Origin of the sequence: Streptomyces sp. HB132, from assembly GCF_016909575.1 — a bacterium.
GTDB lineage: Bacteria > Actinomycetota > Actinomycetes > Streptomycetales > Streptomycetaceae > Streptomyces.
Genome location: NZ_JAFBGA010000001.1, coordinates 457,577 through 475,413 on the forward strand (window position 1 = coordinate 457,577; position 17,837 = coordinate 475,413).

22 protein-coding genes are annotated in these 17,837 nt (G+C 71.5%); 17 read left to right on the forward strand and 5 right to left on the reverse strand.

Annotated features, from left to right (window positions below):
- Positions 1-48 precede the first annotated feature (48 nt).
- The 5 genes from JOC24_RS02320 to JOC24_RS02340 all read left to right on the forward strand — a co-directional run bounded on the left by JOC24_RS02320 (position 49) and on the right by JOC24_RS02340 (position 3,915).
- The gene (locus tag JOC24_RS02320; RefSeq protein ID WP_205018370.1) at positions 49-435 is read left to right on the forward strand and encodes a DUF488 domain-containing protein; all 387 of its coding nucleotides are present in this window, start codon (positions 49-51) and stop codon (positions 433-435) included.
- A gap of 58 nt (positions 436-493) precedes the next feature.
- Positions 494-1,648, forward strand: coding sequence for an alanine racemase (gene alr / locus JOC24_RS02325; protein WP_205018371.1), 1,155 nt, complete (start codon positions 494-496; stop codon positions 1,646-1,648).
- Between the two features lie 52 nt (positions 1,649-1,700).
- Positions 1,701-2,927 (forward strand): alpha/beta fold hydrolase, encoded by a 1,227-nt coding sequence (locus JOC24_RS02330; RefSeq protein ID WP_205018372.1) that lies wholly within the window; start codon positions 1,701-1,703, stop codon positions 2,925-2,927.
- A gap of 19 nt (positions 2,928-2,946) precedes the next feature.
- A complete protein-coding gene (gene tsaE, locus JOC24_RS02335) occupies positions 2,947-3,492 on the forward strand; it encodes a tRNA (adenosine(37)-N6)-threonylcarbamoyltransferase complex ATPase subunit type 1 TsaE (RefSeq protein WP_205018373.1) in 546 nt (181 codons plus the stop codon).
- Positions 3,493-3,711: 219 nt separating this feature from the next.
- Positions 3,712-3,915, forward strand: a complete 204-nt coding sequence (locus JOC24_RS02340) for a hypothetical protein (RefSeq protein ID WP_205018771.1) — start codon at positions 3,712-3,714, stop codon at positions 3,913-3,915.
- A gap of 50 nt (positions 3,916-3,965) precedes the next feature.
- On the opposite strand, the gene JOC24_RS02345 is transcribed toward JOC24_RS02340, so the two are convergent.
- Positions 3,966-4,556, reverse strand: coding sequence for an alpha/beta hydrolase family protein (locus tag JOC24_RS02345; RefSeq protein ID WP_205018374.1), 591 nt, complete (start codon positions 4,554-4,556; stop codon positions 3,966-3,968).
- A 135-nt stretch (positions 4,557-4,691) separates the two neighbouring features.
- Here JOC24_RS02345 and tsaB point away from each other — a divergent pair, with 135 nt between their 5' ends.
- The 7 genes from tsaB (at position 4,692) to JOC24_RS02380 (ending at position 8,820) form a co-directional block, all read left to right on the forward strand.
- Positions 4,692-5,339: a tRNA (adenosine(37)-N6)-threonylcarbamoyltransferase complex dimerization subunit type 1 TsaB gene (tsaB, locus tag JOC24_RS02350; RefSeq protein ID WP_205018746.1), complete on the forward strand. Its 648-nt coding sequence runs from the start codon at positions 4,692-4,694 to the stop codon at positions 5,337-5,339.
- On the forward strand, positions 5,336-5,827 hold the full coding sequence (gene rimI, locus JOC24_RS02355) for a ribosomal protein S18-alanine N-acetyltransferase (RefSeq protein ID WP_205018375.1): 492 nt from the start codon (positions 5,336-5,338) through the stop codon (positions 5,825-5,827). Before tsaB ends, rimI begins: the two co-directional genes overlap by 4 nt.
- Positions 5,827-6,927, forward strand: a complete 1,101-nt coding sequence (gene tsaD, locus JOC24_RS02360; protein WP_205018376.1) for a tRNA (adenosine(37)-N6)-threonylcarbamoyltransferase complex transferase subunit TsaD — start codon at positions 5,827-5,829, stop codon at positions 6,925-6,927. Before rimI ends, tsaD begins: the two co-directional genes overlap by 1 nt.
- Positions 6,924-7,199, forward strand: a complete 276-nt coding sequence (locus tag JOC24_RS02365; protein ID WP_205018377.1) for a hypothetical protein — start codon at positions 6,924-6,926, stop codon at positions 7,197-7,199. The genes tsaD and JOC24_RS02365 overlap by 4 nt, the downstream gene beginning before the upstream one ends.
- A 100-nt stretch (positions 7,200-7,299) precedes the next feature.
- Positions 7,300-7,764 (forward strand): VOC family protein, encoded by a 465-nt coding sequence (locus JOC24_RS02370; RefSeq protein ID WP_205018378.1) that lies wholly within the window; start codon positions 7,300-7,302, stop codon positions 7,762-7,764.
- 75 nt (positions 7,765-7,839) lie between these two features.
- Complete coding sequence (locus tag JOC24_RS02375) at positions 7,840-8,112, forward strand: DUF1876 domain-containing protein (protein WP_104791830.1); 273 nt, start codon at positions 7,840-7,842, stop codon at positions 8,110-8,112.
- A gap of 57 nt (positions 8,113-8,169) precedes the next feature.
- Complete coding sequence (locus JOC24_RS02380; protein WP_205018379.1) at positions 8,170-8,820, forward strand: hypothetical protein; 651 nt, start codon at positions 8,170-8,172, stop codon at positions 8,818-8,820.
- Here the strand turns inward: JOC24_RS02380 and JOC24_RS02385 are convergent, their stop codons facing one another.
- Positions 8,821-10,044: a THUMP-like domain-containing protein gene (locus tag JOC24_RS02385; RefSeq protein WP_205018380.1), complete on the reverse strand. Its 1,224-nt coding sequence runs from the start codon at positions 10,042-10,044 to the stop codon at positions 8,821-8,823. It lies immediately after the preceding gene.
- Between the two features lie 123 nt (positions 10,045-10,167).
- Between JOC24_RS02385 and JOC24_RS02390 the strand changes: the two genes are divergently transcribed.
- From JOC24_RS02390 to groL, 3 genes are all read left to right on the forward strand, one after another.
- Positions 10,168-11,073 carry a polysaccharide deacetylase family protein gene (locus JOC24_RS02390; protein ID WP_205018381.1) on the forward strand — a complete coding sequence of 302 codons (906 nt, stop codon included), beginning with the start codon at positions 10,168-10,170 and terminating at the stop codon, positions 11,071-11,073.
- Positions 11,074-11,369: 296 nt separating this feature from the next.
- Positions 11,370-11,678: a co-chaperone GroES gene (gene groES, locus JOC24_RS02395; protein ID WP_003966899.1), complete on the forward strand. Its 309-nt coding sequence runs from the start codon at positions 11,370-11,372 to the stop codon at positions 11,676-11,678.
- 98 nt (positions 11,679-11,776) lie between these two features.
- On the forward strand, positions 11,777-13,402 hold the full coding sequence (groL, locus tag JOC24_RS02400) for a chaperonin GroEL (protein WP_205018382.1): 1,626 nt from the start codon (positions 11,777-11,779) through the stop codon (positions 13,400-13,402).
- Positions 13,403-13,483: 81 nt separating this feature from the next.
- Here the strand turns inward: groL and JOC24_RS02405 are convergent, their stop codons facing one another.
- Together JOC24_RS02405 and JOC24_RS02410 are read right to left on the reverse strand one after the other, a co-directional pair.
- On the reverse strand, positions 13,484-14,257 hold the full coding sequence (locus JOC24_RS02405) for an SDR family NAD(P)-dependent oxidoreductase (protein WP_205018383.1): 774 nt from the start codon (positions 14,255-14,257) through the stop codon (positions 13,484-13,486).
- 90 nt (positions 14,258-14,347) lie between these two features.
- Positions 14,348-15,022, reverse strand: a complete 675-nt coding sequence (locus JOC24_RS02410) for an MOSC domain-containing protein (protein WP_205018384.1) — start codon at positions 15,020-15,022, stop codon at positions 14,348-14,350.
- A gap of 82 nt (positions 15,023-15,104) precedes the next feature.
- Between JOC24_RS02410 and JOC24_RS02415 the strand changes: the two genes are divergently transcribed.
- A complete protein-coding gene (locus JOC24_RS02415) occupies positions 15,105-15,995 on the forward strand; it encodes a LysR family transcriptional regulator (protein ID WP_205018385.1) in 891 nt (296 codons plus the stop codon).
- A gap of 94 nt (positions 15,996-16,089) precedes the next feature.
- Here the strand turns inward: JOC24_RS02415 and JOC24_RS02420 are convergent, their stop codons facing one another.
- Positions 16,090-16,419 carry a WhiB family transcriptional regulator gene (locus tag JOC24_RS02420; RefSeq protein WP_205018386.1) on the reverse strand — a complete coding sequence of 110 codons (330 nt, stop codon included), beginning with the start codon at positions 16,417-16,419 and terminating at the stop codon, positions 16,090-16,092.
- Between the two features lie 434 nt (positions 16,420-16,853).
- Between JOC24_RS02420 and JOC24_RS02425 the strand changes: the two genes are divergently transcribed.
- Positions 16,854-17,465: a response regulator transcription factor gene (locus JOC24_RS02425; RefSeq protein WP_003948568.1), complete on the forward strand. Its 612-nt coding sequence runs from the start codon at positions 16,854-16,856 to the stop codon at positions 17,463-17,465.
- The last annotated feature ends 372 nt before the right edge of the window (positions 17,466-17,837 follow it).

Below are 17,837 nucleotides of genomic sequence, written 5' to 3' on the forward strand. Positions count from 1 at the left end.
CCAGGCTGGAAGCGGAGGCCGGGGCGACGGAACGGACGGTGATCGGTCGTGGGCAGCGGCAGCGGCATACGCGTACGCAGGGTGTACGACCCGCCGGAGGACGACGACGGCACCCGGGTGCTCGTCGACCGGCTCTGGCCGCGCGGCATCTCCAAGGAGCACGCGGCGGTCGACCTGTGGGCCAAGGACGCGACGCCTTCGAAGGAACTCCGCACCTGGTACCACGAGGACCCTTCCGAGAGCCGGTACGACACCTTCGTGGAGCGCTACCGCACCGAGCTCGGCGACTCCGCGCACACCGAGGCCGTCGAGGGGCTGCTCGCCCTGCTGCGGCAGGGTGGCCCCGTCACCCTCCTCACCGCCGTGAAGGACGTTCCGGCCAGCCATGTACCGGTCCTCGTCGACCATCTGGAGCACGCCCTCGACCACCGGTGACCGCCCACCGGCACAGAGATCGAGGGCACAGACGTACGGCTCTGAGACACTGGGCGCGATGAACGAGACAGCGACCCTGAGAGCCCGTGCCGAGATCGACCTCGCCGCGCTGCGTGCCAACGTGCGCGCCCTGCGCGCGCGGGCGTCCGGGGCGCAGCTCATGGCCGTGGTGAAGTCCGACGCGTACGGGCACGGAGCGGTGCCCTGCGCCAGGGCGGCGCGGGAGGCCGGCGCGGCATGGCTGGGCACCGCGACTCCGCAGGAGGCGCTCGCGCTCCGCGAGGCCGGAATCGGCGGCCGGGTGATGTGCTGGCTCTGGACGCCCGGCGGCCCCTGGCGCGAGGCGGTCGAGGCGGACATCGACGTCTCGGTGAGCGGTATGTGGGCACTCGACGAGGTCGCCGCCGCAGCCGCGGAGGCAGGGATTCCGGCCCGGGTCCAGCTCAAGGCCGACACGGGTCTCGGACGCAACGGCTGCCAGCCCGCGGACTGGCCCGCGCTCGTCACGGCCGCCCGCGCCGCCGAGGAGGCCGGCATCCTGCGCGTCACCGGTCTCTGGTCCCACTTCGCCTGCGCCGACGAGCCCGGGCACCCGTCGATCGCCGCGCAGCTGAACGTCTTCCGCGACATGGTGGCGTACGCGGAGAAGGAGGGCGTCCGGCCCGAGGTCCGGCACATCGCCAACTCCCCGGCGACGCTCACGGTGCCCGAGTCCCACTTCGACCTCGTCCGCACAGGCATCGCGATGTACGGCATCTCGCCCGGCCCCGAGCTGGGCACCCCGGCCGACTTCGGGCTGCGGCCCGTCATGACGCTCGCCGCGTCCGTCGCGCTGGTCAAGCAGGTGCCCCCGGGCCACGGGGTCAGCTACGGGCACCACTACACGACCTCCTCCGAGACCACGCTCGCCCTGGTGCCGCTCGGCTACGCGGACGGCATCCCGCGCCATGCCTCGGGCCGGGGCCCCGTTCTCGTCAAAGGCGCCGTCCGCAGGATCGCGGGCCGGGTCGCGATGGACCAGTTCGTGGTCGATCTCGACGGCGACGTGCTGGAAGCCGGCGCGGAAGCGGTGCTCTTCGGACCGGGCGACCGGGGCGAGCCGAGTGCGGAGGACTGGGCGGTGGCGGCGGACACGATCGCGTACGAGATCGTCACGCGCATCGGTGCTCGCGTTCCCCGCGTTCATCTCCACGAGGACTCCGGCCGGGGCTGAGCACGCTCCGGGCAGGGCGACCACGACAACGACGACGAAGGGGCACAGCACGGTGAGCGAGACCAGCGCGGAGGACGTGATGGCGACGGCGGCCGTCGCGGCGGCCGGCTGGCGCCGGGCGGGCGTAGCCGGGGCGGCGATAGGCGTCATCGCCGCGGGCGCGGCCGCGGGCGTCGCCGTCGAGCGGCTCACCGTGGGCCGGGGCATGCGCAAGAAGGCCCGCCTCGCACTGGACGCCTCCGGCCCGTACGGCTCGCTCCGCGGGCAGCCCGGCCGCGCGATCGCGGACGACGGCACCGAGCTGTACTACGAGGTCGACGAGATCGAACCGGACGGCGGCACGAATCGTGCGGGCGCGCGCTCGGGGACGGGAAGCCCCGCGGGCTCCGGACCGCGCAGGCGCAGGCTCTTCGGCAGCAAGGACCCCGCGCCCCTGACCGTCGTCTTCAGTCACGGCTACTGCCTCGGCCAGGACTCCTGGCACTTCCAGCGAGCGGCGCTGCGCGGTCTGGTCCGCACGGTCCACTGGGACCAGCGCAGCCACGGCCGATCCCAGCGGGGCAGGGCGCAGGCCGAGGGCGTCGCGGTCGGCATCGACCAGCTCGGCCGCGATCTCAAGGCGGTCCTGGACGCGGCCGCGCCCGAGGGCCCACTGGTACTGGTCGGACACTCCATGGGCGGCATGACGATGATGGCGCTCGCCGACGGGTATCCGGAGCTGATCCGCGACCGGGTGGCCGCGGTCGCGTTCGTCGGGACGTCCAGCGGCAAGCTCGGCGAGGTGAACTTCGGGCTGCCGGTGGCGGGCGTGAACGCCGTGCGCCGGGTGCTGCCCGGGGTACTGAGGGCGCTCGGTTCGCAGACGGAGCTGGTGGAGCGCGGGCGGCGGGCGACCGCCGACCTGTTCGCGGGGCTGATCAAGCGCTACTCGTTCGGATCGAGGGACGTGGATCCGGCGGTCGCGCGGTTCGCGGAGCGGCTCATCGAGTCGACCCCCATCGACGTGGTCGCCGAGTTCTACCCCGCCTTCACCGAGCACGACAAGAGCGGGGCCCTGCCCGCCTTCCGGGAGCTGCCGGTGCTGATCCTCGCCGGTGACAAGGACCTGGTGACGCCCAGTTCGCACAGCGAGGCCATCGCGGACGAGCTGCCGGACGCGGAGCTGGTCATCGTGCCGGACGCCGGTCATCTGGTGATGCTGGAGCACCCGGAGACGGTCACCGACCGGCTCGCCGACCTGCTCGTGCGGATCGGAGCCGTTCCGGCCGGGACGCGCTGATCCTCTACCGTTGGTCGACATGGAAGCAGCGCACAACGGCCCGGTGGCCGACACGGTCGCGCCGGGCAACGCACCCGGCACCGTCACCCTGGACGTCGCCGTCGAGTCCCCCGAAGAGATGAAGGAGCTCGGCCGTCGGATCGCCGGTGTGCTGGCACCCGGCGACCTGGTGATGCTCACCGGCGAGCTCGGCGCGGGCAAGACGACCCTGACCCGGGGCCTTGGGGAGGGCCTCGGGGTACGCGGTGCCGTCACGTCGCCGACCTTCGTGATCGCCCGGGTCCATCCCCCGCTGGGAGAGGGCCCCTCGCTCGTCCACGTGGACGCGTACCGCCTGGGCGGCGGTCTCGACGAGATGGAGGACCTCGACCTCGACGTGTCGCTGCCGGAGTCGGTGATCGTCGTGGAGTGGGGCGACGGCAAGGTCGAGGACCTGTCGGCGGACCGGCTGCGGGTCCTGATCGACCGCGCGGTCGGAGACACGGACGACGAGCGTCGCACGGTCACCCTGGTGGGGATCGGCGCCCGCTGGGCGGGCCTGGGTGCGGAGCTGGCCGCTCTCTGACAGCGGGCTCGGGCCGGCCCGGGTGAGGTGGCCTCCGCACACCCGGCTCTCCTACCGCTCTCCGGCCGTTCTCCGGTTGCTCTCCGACTGCGTTCCGACGCTTTCCGACAGGACGTCGGCAAAATGTTGCGCCGGGGAGCCCCGCCGTGGTCACATGGGACGCAGGGATTGGTTAGGTCTACCTAACCATGTCTCTCACCGAAGCCCGAGGAGGCATCCATGCCGGCACCCGAGCGTGAAGTGCACCCGCAGTCGCAGGCGGAGTCACCGTCGGCCTCCGCGGTGTCGATGAAGGACCTGCTGGCCTCCTGCGCGGCCGCGACGGCGGTGTCGACACCGCCCCGCGGCGAGCACACGGGCGAGCGTGAGCCCGACCGGGACGACGACGACCTGGGGACCGCCGAGGGGCGCGACGCGGCCTGACCGTCGGTCCGGCGGCGTCGGTGCGACGGCCCCCGGTCCGGGGGACAGCCCTACGGGACGACGACGACCTTGGCGCCGACCGTGGCGAAGGTCCACACGGCGTCACCGTCGGCCCGCTTCATCCGCACCCCGCCGGTCTTGGCCGTGGGGTCGGGGCTGGCCATCGAGTCGTCCTGAGCGGCGCTGAAGCCCACCACCACGTCGTCGACGCTCGCGAAGCGGACCACGTGTTCGATCAGGACGCCGTCCGAGCCCTTGATGCTGCCGGAGCGCGAGGTCACCCGGTACACGCCCGGCAGGGGGCTCACGGTGCTCGGCATGACCGTGAAGGTCCGGAGCGTCTTCTCCGCGTCGTCCACGATCCACACCCGGCGGTCCTTCAGCGCGTACACGACGCGGGCGCCCGTGTCGGAGTCCTCGGGGACCGCGAGCGGTTCCTTCGTGGGCTTCGGCTTCGCGGAGGGGGCGGCGGTCGGCCCGGAGGTCTGCGCCGACGGTGCGGCGACCGAGTCCGGTGCGTTCGCCGACGCCTGGTAGGCGAGGAAACAGACCGCGGCCACCGCCGCGGCAGTGAGCCCGGCCACGATTCCCGAGCTGCCCCGTGCCACCGTGAGGTCCCCTTTCACATGCTTCTGTCGCATGTCGTACAAGCATTTACGTCGTACACGCGTATACCCGGCGACGGTACCAGCAGCTGAAGGGGAGCCCGGGACGCTGCACGGGCCGCCGTGGCCGGGTCGGCGGAGCCGTAGGCTGTTTGTGTGCTGCTGCTCGCCATGGATACCGCCACGCCCGCCGTCACCGTCGCCCTTCACGACGGGGCCTCCGTCGTCGCCGAGACCGGACTGGTCGACGCCCGGAGGCACGGGGAGCTGCTGCTGCCCGCCGTCCACCGGATCCTCGCCGAGGCGGGTGTGAAGCTCGACGCCGTGACCGACGTGGCCGTCGGGGTCGGCCCCGGCCCGTACACCGGGCTGCGCGTCGGCCTGGTCACCGCCGCGACCTTCGGCTCCGCCCTCTCCGTGCCGGTGCACGGGGTGTGCACGCTCGACGCGCTCGCGTACGCCGCGGGCCTGGAGGGCGTCGAGGGCCCGTTCGCCGTCGCGACCGACGCGCGCCGCAAGGAGGTCTACTGGGCGCGGTACGAGGACTTCCGCACCCGGGACGGTGACCCCTCCGTCGACCGGCCCGCCGACATCGCGGACCGGCTCGGCGGACTGCCCGTCGCCGGCGCGGGCGCCCTGCTCTATCCCGAGGCCTTCCCGGACGCCCGCGGCCCGGAGCACGTCTCCGCCGGCGCGCTCGCCGCACTCGCGGCCGAACGCCTGGCCGCCGGGGCCGGTCTGCTCCCGCCGCAGCCGCTGTACCTGCGCAGGCCCGACGCCCAGGTCCCGAAGAACTACAAGGTGGTCACCCCCAAGTGACCACCGCGACCGCTGTGCTCCGTGAGATGCGGTGGTGGGACATCGCCCCCGTCCTGGAGCTGGAACACGAGCTGTTCCCCGACGACGCCTGGTCGGCCGGGATGTTCTGGTCCGAACTGGCCCGCGCCCGCGGGCCCCGGGCCACCCACCGCTACGTCGTCGCCGAGAACCCCGCCGACGGCCGGATCGTCGGCTACGCGGGTCTCGCCTCGGCCGGCGACCTCGCCGACGTCCAGACGATCGCGGTGAGCCGCGGCCGGTGGGGCGGCGGTCTCGGCTCCGAGCTGCTCACCGACCTGCTCCGGCACGCCACCGCCTTCGAGTGCACCGCCGTGCTCCTGGAGGTCCGTGTCGACAACACCCGCGCGCAGAAGCTCTACGAACGCTTCGGTTTCGAGCCGATCGGCTTCCGCCGGGGCTACTACCAGCCGGGCAACATCGACGCACTCGTCATGCGCCTGACCGTACAAGGAACAGAGACAGACTGATGGCTGACGAACCGCTCGTACTCGGTATCGAGACCTCCTGCGACGAGACCGGCGTCGGCATCGTGCGCGGGACGACACTCCTGGCCGACGCCGTCGCGTCCAGCGTCGACACCCATGCCCGCTTCGGCGGTGTCGTCCCGGAGATCGCCTCCCGCGCCCACCTGGAGGCGATGGTCCCCACCATCGAGCGCGCCCTGAAGGACGCCGGGATCAGCGCCCGGGACCTCGACGGCATCGCGGTCACGGCCGGCCCCGGGCTCGCCGGGGCACTGCTCGTCGGCGTATCGGCCGCCAAGGCGTACGCGTACGCGCTGAACAAGCCGCTGTACGGGGTGAACCACCTGGCCTCGCACATCTGCGTCGACCAGCTGGAGCACGGTCCGCTGCCCGAGCCGACGATGGCACTGCTGGTCAGCGGCGGGCACTCCTCGCTGCTGCTGGCCCCGGACATCACGAACGACGTACGGCCGCTGGGCGCGACCATCGACGACGCGGCGGGCGAGGCCTTCGACAAGATCGCCCGTGTGCTGGACCTGGGGTTCCCCGGCGGCCCGGTCATCGACCGGCTGGCCAGGGAGGGCGACCCGAAGGCGATCGCGTTCCCGCGCGGGCTGAGCGGCTCCCGCGATCCCGCGTACGACTTCTCCTTCTCCGGGCTCAAGACGTCCGTGGCGCGCTGGATCGAGGCGAAGCGCGCGGCGGGCGAGGACGTCCCCGTGCGCGACGTGGCGGCGTCCTTCCAGGAGGCCGTCGTGGACGTCCTCACCCGCAAGGCCGTCCGGGCCTGCAAGGACGAGGGCGTCGACCACCTGATGATCGGCGGTGGCGTCGCGGCCAACTCGCGGCTGAGGGCGCTCGCCCAGGAGCGGTGCGAGAAGGCCGGGATCCGGCTGCGGGTCCCCAGGCCGGGGCTCTGCACGGACAACGGGGCGATGGTCGCCGCGCTCGGCGCGGAGATGGTGGCGCGCAACCGGCCGGTGTCGGACCTGGGCCTCTCGGCGGACTCCTCGCTGCCGGTCACGGAGACCCACGTGCCGGGGGCCCACAGCCACGGCCACGACCACGTGCACGAGATCAGCAAGGACAACCTGTACTCATGACCGTCGCCCTGATGTGGGAGGCCCGCGCCGCCGAGGGCCGTGGCGCGGAGCTGCTGGAGTGGGCCGCGGCCCGGGCGGCCGAGCTGTCCAGGAAGCCGCTGCGCAGCGAGCTGCTGCGCGCACCGCAGGACCGGGTCCTCGTGATGACCTGGTGGGACGTGGGATACGACGAGCTGTCCGGGCTGCCGGAGCTCCCGGAGCCGGACGCCGGGCTGATCACCCGCCCGGTGCACCGGTGGCGCTTCGAGTCCCTCGGTCCTGCGGTCGGCTGAAGGGCGCCCGCGTGGCGCGTGTTCCGATGAGTTCCCCGCGCGCGGCCGGTCTACCTTGCACAGCGGAACGACGATGTTCCCCGGCGCGAGGAGAGCGGCCATGCAGAAGATCAAGCCCTGTCTGTGGTTCGACGACCAGGCCCAGGAGGCCGCGGAGTTCTACGTCTCGGTCTTCGGAGGGGACTCCCGCATCGTCGACGTCACCCGCAATTCCGAGGCGTCCCCGGGGGAGACGGGCTCGGTCCTGACGGTGGAGTTCGTGCTCGCGGGCCAGGAGTACCTCGGCCTCAACGGCGGCCCGCACTTCCACTTCAGCGAGGCCGTTTCGCTCAGCGTGGACTGTGCGGACCAGGAGGAGGTCGACAGGCTGTGGGCGAAGTTCACCGAGGAGGGTGAGGAAAGCATGTGCGGGTGGCTGAAGGACAAGTACGGCCTGTCGTGGCAGATCGTCCCGCGCGCCCTTCCCGAGCTGCTCGGCGGCCCCGACCGGGCCAGGGCGGACCGGGTGATGAAGGCCCTCATGGGCATGCGGAAGCTGGACGTGCAGGCCCTGCGGAACGCCTGAGGCGCGCCCCGCACGCCGTGCGCGGGCGGGGGAACGGGCGCACCCTGGAAGCACGAGTCCCGGGAGGTGACCGACATGATGGAGACCACGGTCGGATGGCACATCGAGCTGGAGTTCGAGGAGGACACCCACCGGACCCGCGCGGCCGCGATGGTGCGGCTGAGTGACGGGACCGAGGTGCGGGCCCACGGGTACGCCAGCCGCCACCCCTCCGACGCGGAGCAGCCCAGGGTCGGCGAGGAGATCGCCGGCGCCCGTGCGCTCAACGAACTGGCGATGAAACTGCTGACCAAGGCACACGACGAGATCGACGAGGCGTCCGGCCGGACCTCGTACCCGCTGACCTGATCCCCCGGACCGTTCCACCGCCCGAGGACGGCGTACGCGCTCGGTAATGTCTGTGGCATGCCTAGCCGTTCACCACTTCCCCCGCCTCCGCCACCCGCGGAGATACGCACGTGGCCCGACCGCGACGCACTGCTGAGGGACCGGGCGGTGGTCCTCGGCGAGCTGGTGAGGATGTTCATCGGGCCCGCGCGGCTCGGAGTGCTGCTGATGTGGACGGGGATCGCCGCACTCGGCTGGTCGCTGGTCGGATCGGCACTGCTCATGTTCGAGGACGCTTACGACGCCCTCGCCGTCGTCCCGGGGGTCGTCTGCCTCGCCGTGGGCGCCGCCGTGCTGGTCCCGGCGGCCGTGCTCCTGGCCGTCGGCGTGGCCAGGGACGTGCGGGTGCACGGACTCCTCGTGGAGTGGGGCGGACTGGACCACGACCCGGCGGGGGACCTGCCCCTCCGCAGGCCGCGGGCGAGCGTCGCCTGGCTCCTGACGTCGTTCGCGCTCTGCGCGGCGGGTCTCTTCGGCTGCGTGGCCGTCCCGGGGGCCGCGAGGGCGGGCCAGGAGACGTACGGCCTCGTGGTCTGGCTGATGGGGCTCGGGTTCCTCGCCTGGCTGGCCGGACTCACCGGCCTCGTCAAGGCGTTCGCCCACCGCCGCTGGGCGCTGCGGGTGCTCGTGGGTGCGCCGACGTGCCGGCCGGCCGGGGTGGACGGCTGATCAAGTCCCTTTCACCGGCTGACCGATGAGCATCGTCGGGGCCCCGGCCACCCGGGTCATGAACACGGTGGCCGCGTGCGGCCCCTGCAGCTTCATCTTCCGTCGCAACTCCTCCGGTTCGACCGGCGAGCCACGCTTCTTGACGGTCAGGACGCCTACCTGACGCTCCCTCAGCAGGGCTTTCAGCTTCTTCATGTTGAAGGGCAGCTGGTCGGTGATCTCGTAGGAGGCCGTGGCGTCGGACTCGTACGGCGTGTCGCTCGTGACGTACGCGATCGTCTCGTCGATCAGCCTGCCCCCGCAGCGCTCCACGATCTCGGCGACCAGGTGGGCGCGGATCACGGCGCCGTCCGGCTCGTGGAGGTACCGGCCGACGGGGCCGACCGGTGGTGCGGGGAGCGGGCCGTCCGAGGCGAGGGTCGTCCTGGACGGGAGCAGTGTGGCCCGGAAGGCGCCGGGGGTGAAGCCCTCGCCGAACCACAGCACCGCTTCCTTCACGTCTCCGCCGTCCGAGATCCATTCGGCCTCCGCCTGCGGCCCGATCGCCTCGTGGGGGACACCGGGGGCGATCTTCAGCGCGGCGCGGGGGGCCTTCAGTGCTGCCCCGGTCGCCCAGGAGAGCGGAGGCGAGTAGGCCTCGGGGTCGAAGATCCTGCCCCGCCCGCCGCGCCGCGCCGGGTCGACGAAGACCGCGTCGTACGGGGAGGTGTCGATCTCGGTGACGTCGGCGCACCGCACCTCGACGAGGTCCTGGAGACCGAGTGCCTCGGCGTTGGCGCGGGCGACCTGGGCGGTGAGCGGATCGCGGTCCACGGCCAGGACCGGGACGCCCGCCCGGGCCAGGGCGATGGCGTCACCGCCGATACCGCAGCACAGGTCCGCCACGCTGCGCACTCCGAGCCCCGCGAACCGCCCGGCGCGGTAGCCGGCGACCGAGGTGCGGGTCGCCTGCTCCACTCCGTCGGGCGTGAAGAACATGCGGTACGCGTCCGCGGCCCCGAACTTCGCGACGGCGCGTTGCCGCAGCCGCGCCTGGCCGAGCGCCGCCGACACGAGGGCCGCGGGGTGCGTGCGGCGCAGCCGGGTCGCGGTCGCCAGTTCCCGTGCGGGATCGTGGTCCCGCAGCTCGTCCAGGAGCGCGGTGCCCTCGGGGGTGCGCAGGGCGGCGAAGGCGGCGAGCGGGTCGGCGGGGCCGGCCTGACCGGCGGGGGGAAGGGCGTTCACGGATCCATTGTGAGCCAGCCGGGGGATGCGGCGGGCCCGTCGGATGTGTCGCCCGAGGAAGCCGGTGGCCCGGTGGCAGTATGCGGCGCCATGCAGCTAGTACGACAAAAAGAAAAATATGTCATGAAGCGTCGTAGAACGGCCTGCGCGGTCCTGGCCGCACTGTTGCTGGGCGCCGTCGCCTCCGGATGCGCCGACGGTGCGGACGAAGGGGCAGGGGGCCGGCGGAAGCCGGTCGAAGGGCAGGCGGGGGCGGCCGCTCCGGAAGCGCCCGCCGCGGCCGCGGCGAAGGCCGCGCGGCTGAAGCGCGAACACGCCGCCCGCGTCGCCGTGGCGAAGAAGTGGGGTCTGGCGAAGCTCCCGCTCGTCGCCCCCGCGCCGCCCGTGGTGAAGCCGCGCATCACCACCCGTGACGGGTTCGAGGTGGAGGGCGGGGAGTCGCTGCCGCCGGTCTTCACCACCGTGCCCACCAAGGAGCGGGTCGTCTTCCTGACGATGGACGACGGGGCGGAGAAGGATCCCGAACTGCTGCGGATGATGACGGAGCTGAAGATCCCGTACAGCGCCTTCCTCAGCGACTACGTGGTGAGCGACGACTACGGCTACTTCAAGGACATGCAGGCCAGGGGTGTCACCCTCAACAACCACACGCTCAACCACCGTTACCTCCCGGGACTCTCGAAGGCGGACCAGCGGCGGGAGATCTGCGGCGAGCAGGACAAGCTCGAGAAGTACTTCGGGAAGCGGCCGACACTCTTCCGGCCGCCGTACGGCAACTACAACGCCGACACCCTGCGCGTCGCCGGGTCCTGCGGCATCGAGGCCGTGCCCCTGTGGGCCGCCGAGGCGTTCCCCGACCACATGGAGTGGCGCGAGTGGGACCGGGACCTGCACCCGGGCGACATCATCCTCACCCACTTCCGGGGTGACGAGGACTGGGAGGGATCGATGCCCGACATGATCCGCCGCGTCATGAAGACGGTCACGGACAAGGGGTACGCCGTGGCCAGGCTGGAGGACTACGTCTGACGGGGCGGAGGGCGGGGTGTCCCGCGCGGTTGCTCCGTCACCGGAACACCGTGCCGGGCTCCCGCGTTGTCCGGGCGTGCGCGCGGTCCCACGACGCCACGCGAAGGTGGTGAATTGGCACTCCGCTTGACCGAGTGCTAATCCCGGTCATAGTCTCTGTGCTGGCACTCACCGATGGAGAGTGCCAGCACAACCGTGCGACAGGGCAGGTCCGGCACCCGCGACGACGGATCGGTCTGGTCGCCACCCCACAGACTGTTAAACCCCGTGAGATCTCCGAAGGGGGAGACCGGATCGTGTCGACCACCAGCTCCAAGGTTGCGATCAAGCCGCTCGAGGACCGCATTGTGGTCCAGCCGCTCGACGCCGAGCAGACCACGGCTTCCGGCCTGGTCATTCCGGACACCGCCAAGGAGAAGCCCCAGGAGGGCGTCGTCCTGGCCGTGGGCCCGGGCCGCTTCGAGAACGGCGAGCGCCTTCCGCTCGACGTCAAGACCGGCGATGTCGTTCTGTACAGCAAGTACGGCGGTACCGAGGTGAAGTACAACGGCGAGGAGTACCTCGTCCTCTCGGCGCGCGACGTTCTCGCGATCGTCGAGAAGTAGTTCACTTAACGTTTGCTTCTGTTCTGCGCCCCTGGCCCCCTGCGAAAAACTAGCCGGGTGGCGAGGGGCGCAGTTCGTTTGAGAGGACAGCTCAGCCCATGGCGAAGATTCTGAAGTTCGACGAGGACGCCCGTCGCGCCCTTGAGCGCGGCGTCAACAAGCTTGCCGACACGGTGAAGGTGACGATCGGCCCGAAGGGCCGCAACGTCGTCATCGACAAGAAGTTCGGCGCTCCCACCATCACCAACGACGGTGTCACCATCGCGCGCGAGGTCGAGCTCGACGACCCGTACGAGAACCTCGGTGCCCAGCTGGTGAAGGAGGTGGCGACCAAGACCAACGACGTAGCGGGTGACGGCACCACCACCGCCACCGTGCTCGCCCAGGCCCTCGTCCGCGAAGGCCTGCGCAACGTCGCCGCGGGCGCGTCCCCGGCCGCCCTCAAGAAGGGCATCGACGCCGCCGTCAAGGCCGTGTCCGAGGACCTCCTCGCGACCGCCCGCCCGATCGACGACAAGGCCGACATCGCCGCCGTGGCCGCGCTCTCCGCGCAGGACCCGCAGGTCGGCGAGCTCATCGCGGACGCGATGGACAAGGTCGGCAAGGACGGTGTCATCACCGTCGAGGAGTCCAACACCTTCGGTCTGGACCTCGAGTTCACCGAGGGCATGGCCTTCGACAAGGGTTACCTGTCGCCGTACATGGTGACCGACCAGGAGCGTATGGAGGCCGTCCTCGACGACCCGTACATCCTGATCCACCAGGGCAAGATCGGCTCCATCCAGGAGCTGCTCCCGCTCCTGGAGAAGGTCATCCAGGCGGGTGCCTCCAAGCCGCTGCTGATCATCGCCGAGGACGTCGAGGGCGAGGCGCTCTCCACTCTCGTCGTCAACAAGATCCGTGGCACCTTCAACGCCGTCGCGGTGAAGGCCCCCGGCTTCGGTGACCGCCGCAAGGCCATGCTCGGCGACATCGCCACCCTCACCGGTGCGACCGTCATCGCCGAGGAGGTCGGCCTCAAGCTCGACCAGGCCGGTCTGGACGTGCTGGGCACCGCCCGCCGCGTCACCGTCTCGAAGGACGACACGACCATCGTCGACGGCGGCGGCGACTCCGCCGACGTCAAGGGCCGCGTCAACCAGATCAAGGCCGAGATCGAGTCCACGGACTCCGACTGGGACCGTGAGAAGCTCCAGGAGCGCCTCGCGAAGCTGGCCGGCGGCGTGTGCGTGATCCGTGTCGGTGCCGCCACCGAGGTGGAGCTCAAGGAGAAGAAGCACCGTCTGGAGGACGCCATCTCCGCGACCCGCGCCGCGGTCGAGGAGGGCATCGTCTCCGGTGGTGGCTCCGCTCTGGTCCACGCCGTCAAGGTCCTCGAGGGCAACCTCGGCAAGACCGGCGACGAGGCCACGGGTGTCGCGGTCGTGCGCCGCGCCGCCGTCGAGCCGCTCCGCTGGATCGCGGAGAACGCGGGCCTCGAGGGCTACGTCATCACCTCGAAGGTCTCCGACCTCGACAAGGGTCAGGGCTTCAACGCCGCGACCGGTGAGTACGGCGACCTGGTGAAGGCCGGCGTCATCGACCCGGTCAAGGTCACCCGCTCCGCCCTGGAGAACGCCGCGTCCATCGCGTCGCTGCTGCTCACGACCGAGACCCTGGTCGTCGAGAAGCCGGCCGAGGAAGAGGCCGACGCCGGTCACGGCGGCCACGGCCACTCGCACTAGTACGCTCCGTACGCCGCCGAGGCCCGGTACCCCCGTCGCGGGGGCACCGGGCCTCGGTGCGTTCCGGAGACCCGGACGCGCTCACTTCGGGCCGTAGGTCCGGCCCGCGCGTGAGGTGACCGGGCCCAGGAGACTGCGGGGCGTCAGCTTCACCAGGCCCATCAGCGCCTTGTAGCGCGGGTCCGGGACCGACACGGACCTGCCCCGGGCCAGGTCCTCCAGGGCCGCGGACACCAGCTTGTCCGCGTCGAGCCACATCCAGTCGGGGATGTTGCCCGTCCCCATTCCGGCCCGCTCGTGGAACTCGGTCCGCACGAAGCCCGGGCACAGCGCCATCAGACGCACCCCCGTACCCGCGAGGTCCTTCGCCGCGCCCTGCGTGAACTGGACGACCCACGCCTTCGACGCCCCGTACGTCCCGCGGGGCAGGAAGGCAGCGACGGACGCCACGTTGACCACCCCGCCGCGACCGCGCTCCCGCATCGAGCCGGCGGCGGCCGAGGTCAGCCGCAGGACCGCCTCGCAGTGGACCTTCAGCATCGTCAGTTCATCGGCCACCGGTACGTCCAGGTAGCGCCCCTTGTTGCCGAAGCCGGCGTTGTTGACAAGCAGGTCGACCGGGCTCACACGGTCCGTCAGCCGCGCGGCGACCGCCTCGATCCCGGCGTCCGTCGACAGGTCGGCCGTCAGCACCTCGGCCTCGATGCCGTGTCCGTCGTGCAGCTCCGTGGCCTGGGCCCGCAGCCGCTCCGTGTCGCGGGCCACCAGCACCAGATTGTGCCCGTCACTCGCGAGCCGCCGTGCGAAGGCGGCACCGATCCCCGCCGTCGCGCCCGTAATCAGTGCAGTCGTCATAAGCGGCACGTTAGCGCCCGCGCGTGCGGCCGCCGGACCTGGCTCCCTCCGGCCACCCTGGTCAGCCGGGGTGCGGGACCGCGAGAGCCCTCAGGAGACGGGGTTCCTCCCCGCCCCGTACGCCCGCGCCGCGCGCAGCGTCTCCGCGTGCAGCGCGTCGCCGGCGACGAGCAGGCTCGGCAGCAGTTCCCGCTCCGTGGTCGTCGCCCGGAACTCCAGCGCCGCGGTGATGTCGTGATCGGGCACGTGCACCACCTCGACCGGGTCACCGGAACGGATCGTCCCCGGTTCGATCACCCGGAGGTACGCGCCCGTCGCCCCCTCGCGTGTGAACCGCTTCACCCAGCCGCGCTCTCCCAGGTGGCCCGCGAACGTACGGCACGGAATGCGGCCCGAGGTCACCTCCAGGACCAGCTCGTCGCCGATCCGCCAGCGCTCCCCGATTCGTGCCCGGCTCACGGTGAGCCCCAGGGTCGTCAGGTTCTCGCCGAACGCCCCGTTGGGCAGGGGGCGGCCGAGCTCCTTCTCCCAGGCGTCGAGCTCCTCGCGGGCGTACGCGTACACGGCCTGGTCCGTCCCGCCGTGATGCCGCAGATCGCACACCGCGTCACCGGACAGGCCGCTGCCGCCGCTGCCCTTGGGCCCGGGGTCGGTCACCGGCACGGGACCCGCGGCAGGCTGTTTGCCGATCCCGGTGAGGCCGTCGGTCGCGTGGGAGTGGGCGGAGGGCGTGGGACGGCCGAGATTCACGGTGAGCACCTTCATAGCCGGACAGATTAGCCGTCGTAACCTCAAAGCCGCGCCTGAATATTCGCCCCGCGCTGCAAGAGCCGCTTATGGTTGGAGGGTGATCGAAGCCCGTCATCTCCGTGTCCTGCGCGCCGTGGCCACCACCGGTTCGTTCTCCGCCGCCGCGCGGGAGCTGGGCTGCACCCAGCCTGCCGTCAGCCAGCAGATGAAGGCGTTGGAGGGCTCCGCGGGTACCCCGCTGCTGATCCGCACGGGGCGCGAGATGCGCCTCACCCAGGCGGGTGAGGCGCTGGTGCGCCACGCGTCCGGCATCCTCGCGGGGCTGACGGCCGCGGAGGAGGAGGTCGCCGCGATCGCCGGGCTGCGGGCCGGCCGGGTCCGGCTCGTGTCGTTCCCGAGCGGCAGCTCCACCCTGGTCCCCGGCGCACTCGCCGCGCTGCGCGCCGCGCACCCCGGCACCCGGGTCTCGCTCGTCGAGTCGGAACCGCCGCGCTCGGTGGAGATGCTGCGCGACGGCGACTGCGACATCGCGCTGGCGTTCCGCTACGGGACGGCCGGGGGTGAATGGGACGACCTGGTCGTGCGCCCGCTGCTCAAGGACCGGCTGACCGGCCTGGTGCCCGAGGGGCACCGGCTGGCGGAGGCGGGCTCGGTGGGTATCGGAGAACTGGCCGAGGAGCCGTGGATCGCCGGCTGCCCGCGCTGCAGGCGGCAGTTGGTGGAGGTCTGCGAGGACTCGGGCTTCACCCCCCGGATCGATTTCGCCACGGACGACTACCCGGCGGTGATCGGACTGGTCGGCGCGGGGCTGGGAGTCGCCGTCCTGCCCGAGCTGGCCCTCGAGTCCGTACGGCGCAAGGGCGTTCGCACCGTGACCGTAGAGCCGGCGGTGGAGCGTGAGATCGTCGCCCTCACCCTTCCCGACCTCGCCCGGGTGCCCGCGGTGGCGGCGACCCTGGACCAGTTGTCCCTGGCGGCCGCACGCTGAGGCCGCCGAGCCCGCCGCACTTGGTCCCACAAGCCCGGCAGCGGGCGCGCCAGAGCTGAGGAAACGTTTCTGCGTTCGGCGGGTCGCGTGTGTGTCAGGTGCGGTCCGTCTCCTGCGCCGGTCCTGAGTGGGCGGAGATCAGGCGGTTGCGTGCGCGGCCCATGAGTTCTTCGCGCTCGTCCTCGGTCAGGCCGCCCCACACGCCGTAGGGCTCCCGTACCGCGAGCGCGTGCGCCGCACACTCGGCGCGCACCGGGCAGCGCATGCAGACCTCCTTCGCAGAGGTCTCACGGGCGCTCCGGGCTGCTCCACGTTCCCCCTCGGGATGGAAGAACAGCGAACTGTCGACCCCGCGGCAGGCAGCCAGCAGCTGCCAGTCCCACAGGTCCGCGTTGGGTCCGGGAAGGCGGGAGAAATCTGCCATTGCGTGTCCCCTCGAAACCTTGCTGGTTCGGAAACGGCATCGTCGACCGTCGTCGTTCGTCCGTGGTTCGTCGATGGCCGGAGTCCCGACCGTACATCTACGGTGTTAGTAGATGTAAATATGACTGATTGCGAATCTAGCCTCAGACGCCCGCAAAAGGAAAGAAAACCCGCTAAATGGGGCAGGTTGCCGCGCGGGTGATCGGTTGAGGGGTGAATGACCCCGTGTCGCTCTTCTCCGTGTGCGGTCCCTCACTTAGAGTGCCGAACCGGGCGCTGTGGCCCGTAACTCTTTCGAGTGACCGTCGTTGTTGAGGGGGAGGCGGTTGACGGAGAACGAGCTCGGGCAGATGTCCGAGGGGGTCAACCGCACAGGTGACGACTTGTATCAGCCTGGAGGCTCAAGGTGACGCGCATCAGCTGCGGAGGACGGACATGACATCTGTCCTCGTCTGCGACGACTCCCCGCTTGCCCGAGAAGCGCTTCGCCGCGCGGTTGCGACCGTGCCCGGCGTCGAGCGCGTGACGACGGCGGCCAACGGCGAGGAAGTCCTCCGCCGCTGGGGGGCCGATCGTTCGGATCTGATTCTGATGGACGTACGCATGCCCGGCCTGGGAGGTGTGGAGACGGTCCGGCGGCTGCTCTCGGCCGACCCCGGCGCCAGGATCATCATGCTGACCGTCGCCGAGGACCTGGACGGCGTCGCGCTCGCGGTCGCCGCCGGTGCCCGCGGCTATCTGCACAAGGACGCCTCGCGCGCCGAGCTGCGCGCGACCGTGACCCAGGCCCTCGCCGATCCGACGTGGCGGCTCGCCCCGCGCCGACTGCGGTCCGCCGAGATGGGTGCGGCGCCGACCCTCACCGCGCGGGAGATCCAGGTGCTCGAAGGCATGAGCCACGGCCGGTCCAACGCGGAGATCGGTCGCGAGCTGTTCCTCTCCGAGGACACGGTGAAGACGCACGCCCGGCGGTTGTTCAAGAAGCTCGGTGCCTCGGACCGCGCGCACGCCGTCGCGCTCGGGTTCCGCTGGGGTCTGGTCCGCTGATGCCGTGGCGCGGCCGATAGCCGTGCGATCCCGTCCGCACGCCGGCGGACGGGGCGACGGTGGCGGCGGACCTGCGGCCGGGCCCTCCCCACCAGCGCTATGTGACGCTTCCCGGCCGATGACGCATCCTTGGGGTGTGGAGTTCCTCCGGGGACATTCGGTCGAGCGGAAGGGGAGGGCGCAGGACATGACATCCGGCGCACCCGCTCAGAACACTGGAGCACGTGCTCGCAGCGCCGACGACGCACCATCCGACGAACACGCCGCCCGTTCCGACGGGCCTGTCGGCCGCGCCGGTGCACCCTCCGATAACGCTTCGGTGCACAACTCCGGACGCGGTGCATCGGATCGGACGCCGTCAAGGCACCATGG

What these genes read in the sequence shown, in the direction of transcription:
- alr (WP_205018371.1), top strand. Translation starts at nt 494, where the DNA reads ATGAACGAGACAGCGACCCTGAGAGCCCGTGCCGAGATCGACCTCGCC.
- tsaE (WP_205018373.1), top strand. Translation starts at nt 2,947, where the DNA reads ATGGAAGCAGCGCACAACGGCCCGGTGGCCGACACGGTCGCGCCGGGC.
- JOC24_RS02340 (WP_205018771.1), top strand. Translation starts at nt 3,712, where the DNA reads ATGCCGGCACCCGAGCGTGAAGTGCACCCGCAGTCGCAGGCGGAGTCA.
- JOC24_RS02345 (WP_205018374.1), bottom strand. Translation starts at nt 4,556, where the DNA reads ATGCGACAGAAGCATGTGAAAGGGGACCTCACGGTGGCACGGGGCAGC.
- tsaB (WP_205018746.1), top strand. Translation starts at nt 4,692, where the DNA reads ATGGATACCGCCACGCCCGCCGTCACCGTCGCCCTTCACGACGGGGCC.
- tsaD (WP_205018376.1), top strand. Translation starts at nt 5,827, where the DNA reads ATGGCTGACGAACCGCTCGTACTCGGTATCGAGACCTCCTGCGACGAG.
- JOC24_RS02365 (WP_205018377.1), top strand. Translation starts at nt 6,924, where the DNA reads ATGACCGTCGCCCTGATGTGGGAGGCCCGCGCCGCCGAGGGCCGTGGC.
- JOC24_RS02370 (WP_205018378.1), top strand. Translation starts at nt 7,300, where the DNA reads ATGCAGAAGATCAAGCCCTGTCTGTGGTTCGACGACCAGGCCCAGGAG.
- JOC24_RS02375 (WP_104791830.1), top strand. Translation starts at nt 7,840, where the DNA reads ATGATGGAGACCACGGTCGGATGGCACATCGAGCTGGAGTTCGAGGAG.
- JOC24_RS02380 (WP_205018379.1), top strand. Translation starts at nt 8,170, where the DNA reads ATGCCTAGCCGTTCACCACTTCCCCCGCCTCCGCCACCCGCGGAGATA.
- JOC24_RS02390 (WP_205018381.1), top strand. Translation starts at nt 10,168, where the DNA reads ATGAAGCGTCGTAGAACGGCCTGCGCGGTCCTGGCCGCACTGTTGCTG.
- groL (WP_205018382.1), top strand. Translation starts at nt 11,777, where the DNA reads ATGGCGAAGATTCTGAAGTTCGACGAGGACGCCCGTCGCGCCCTTGAG.
- JOC24_RS02405 (WP_205018383.1), bottom strand. Translation starts at nt 14,257, where the DNA reads ATGACGACTGCACTGATTACGGGCGCGACGGCGGGGATCGGTGCCGCC.
- JOC24_RS02410 (WP_205018384.1), bottom strand. Translation starts at nt 15,022, where the DNA reads ATGAAGGTGCTCACCGTGAATCTCGGCCGTCCCACGCCCTCCGCCCAC.
- JOC24_RS02420 (WP_205018386.1), bottom strand. Translation starts at nt 16,419, where the DNA reads ATGGCAGATTTCTCCCGCCTTCCCGGACCCAACGCGGACCTGTGGGAC.
- JOC24_RS02425 (WP_003948568.1), top strand. Translation starts at nt 16,854, where the DNA reads ATGACATCTGTCCTCGTCTGCGACGACTCCCCGCTTGCCCGAGAAGCG.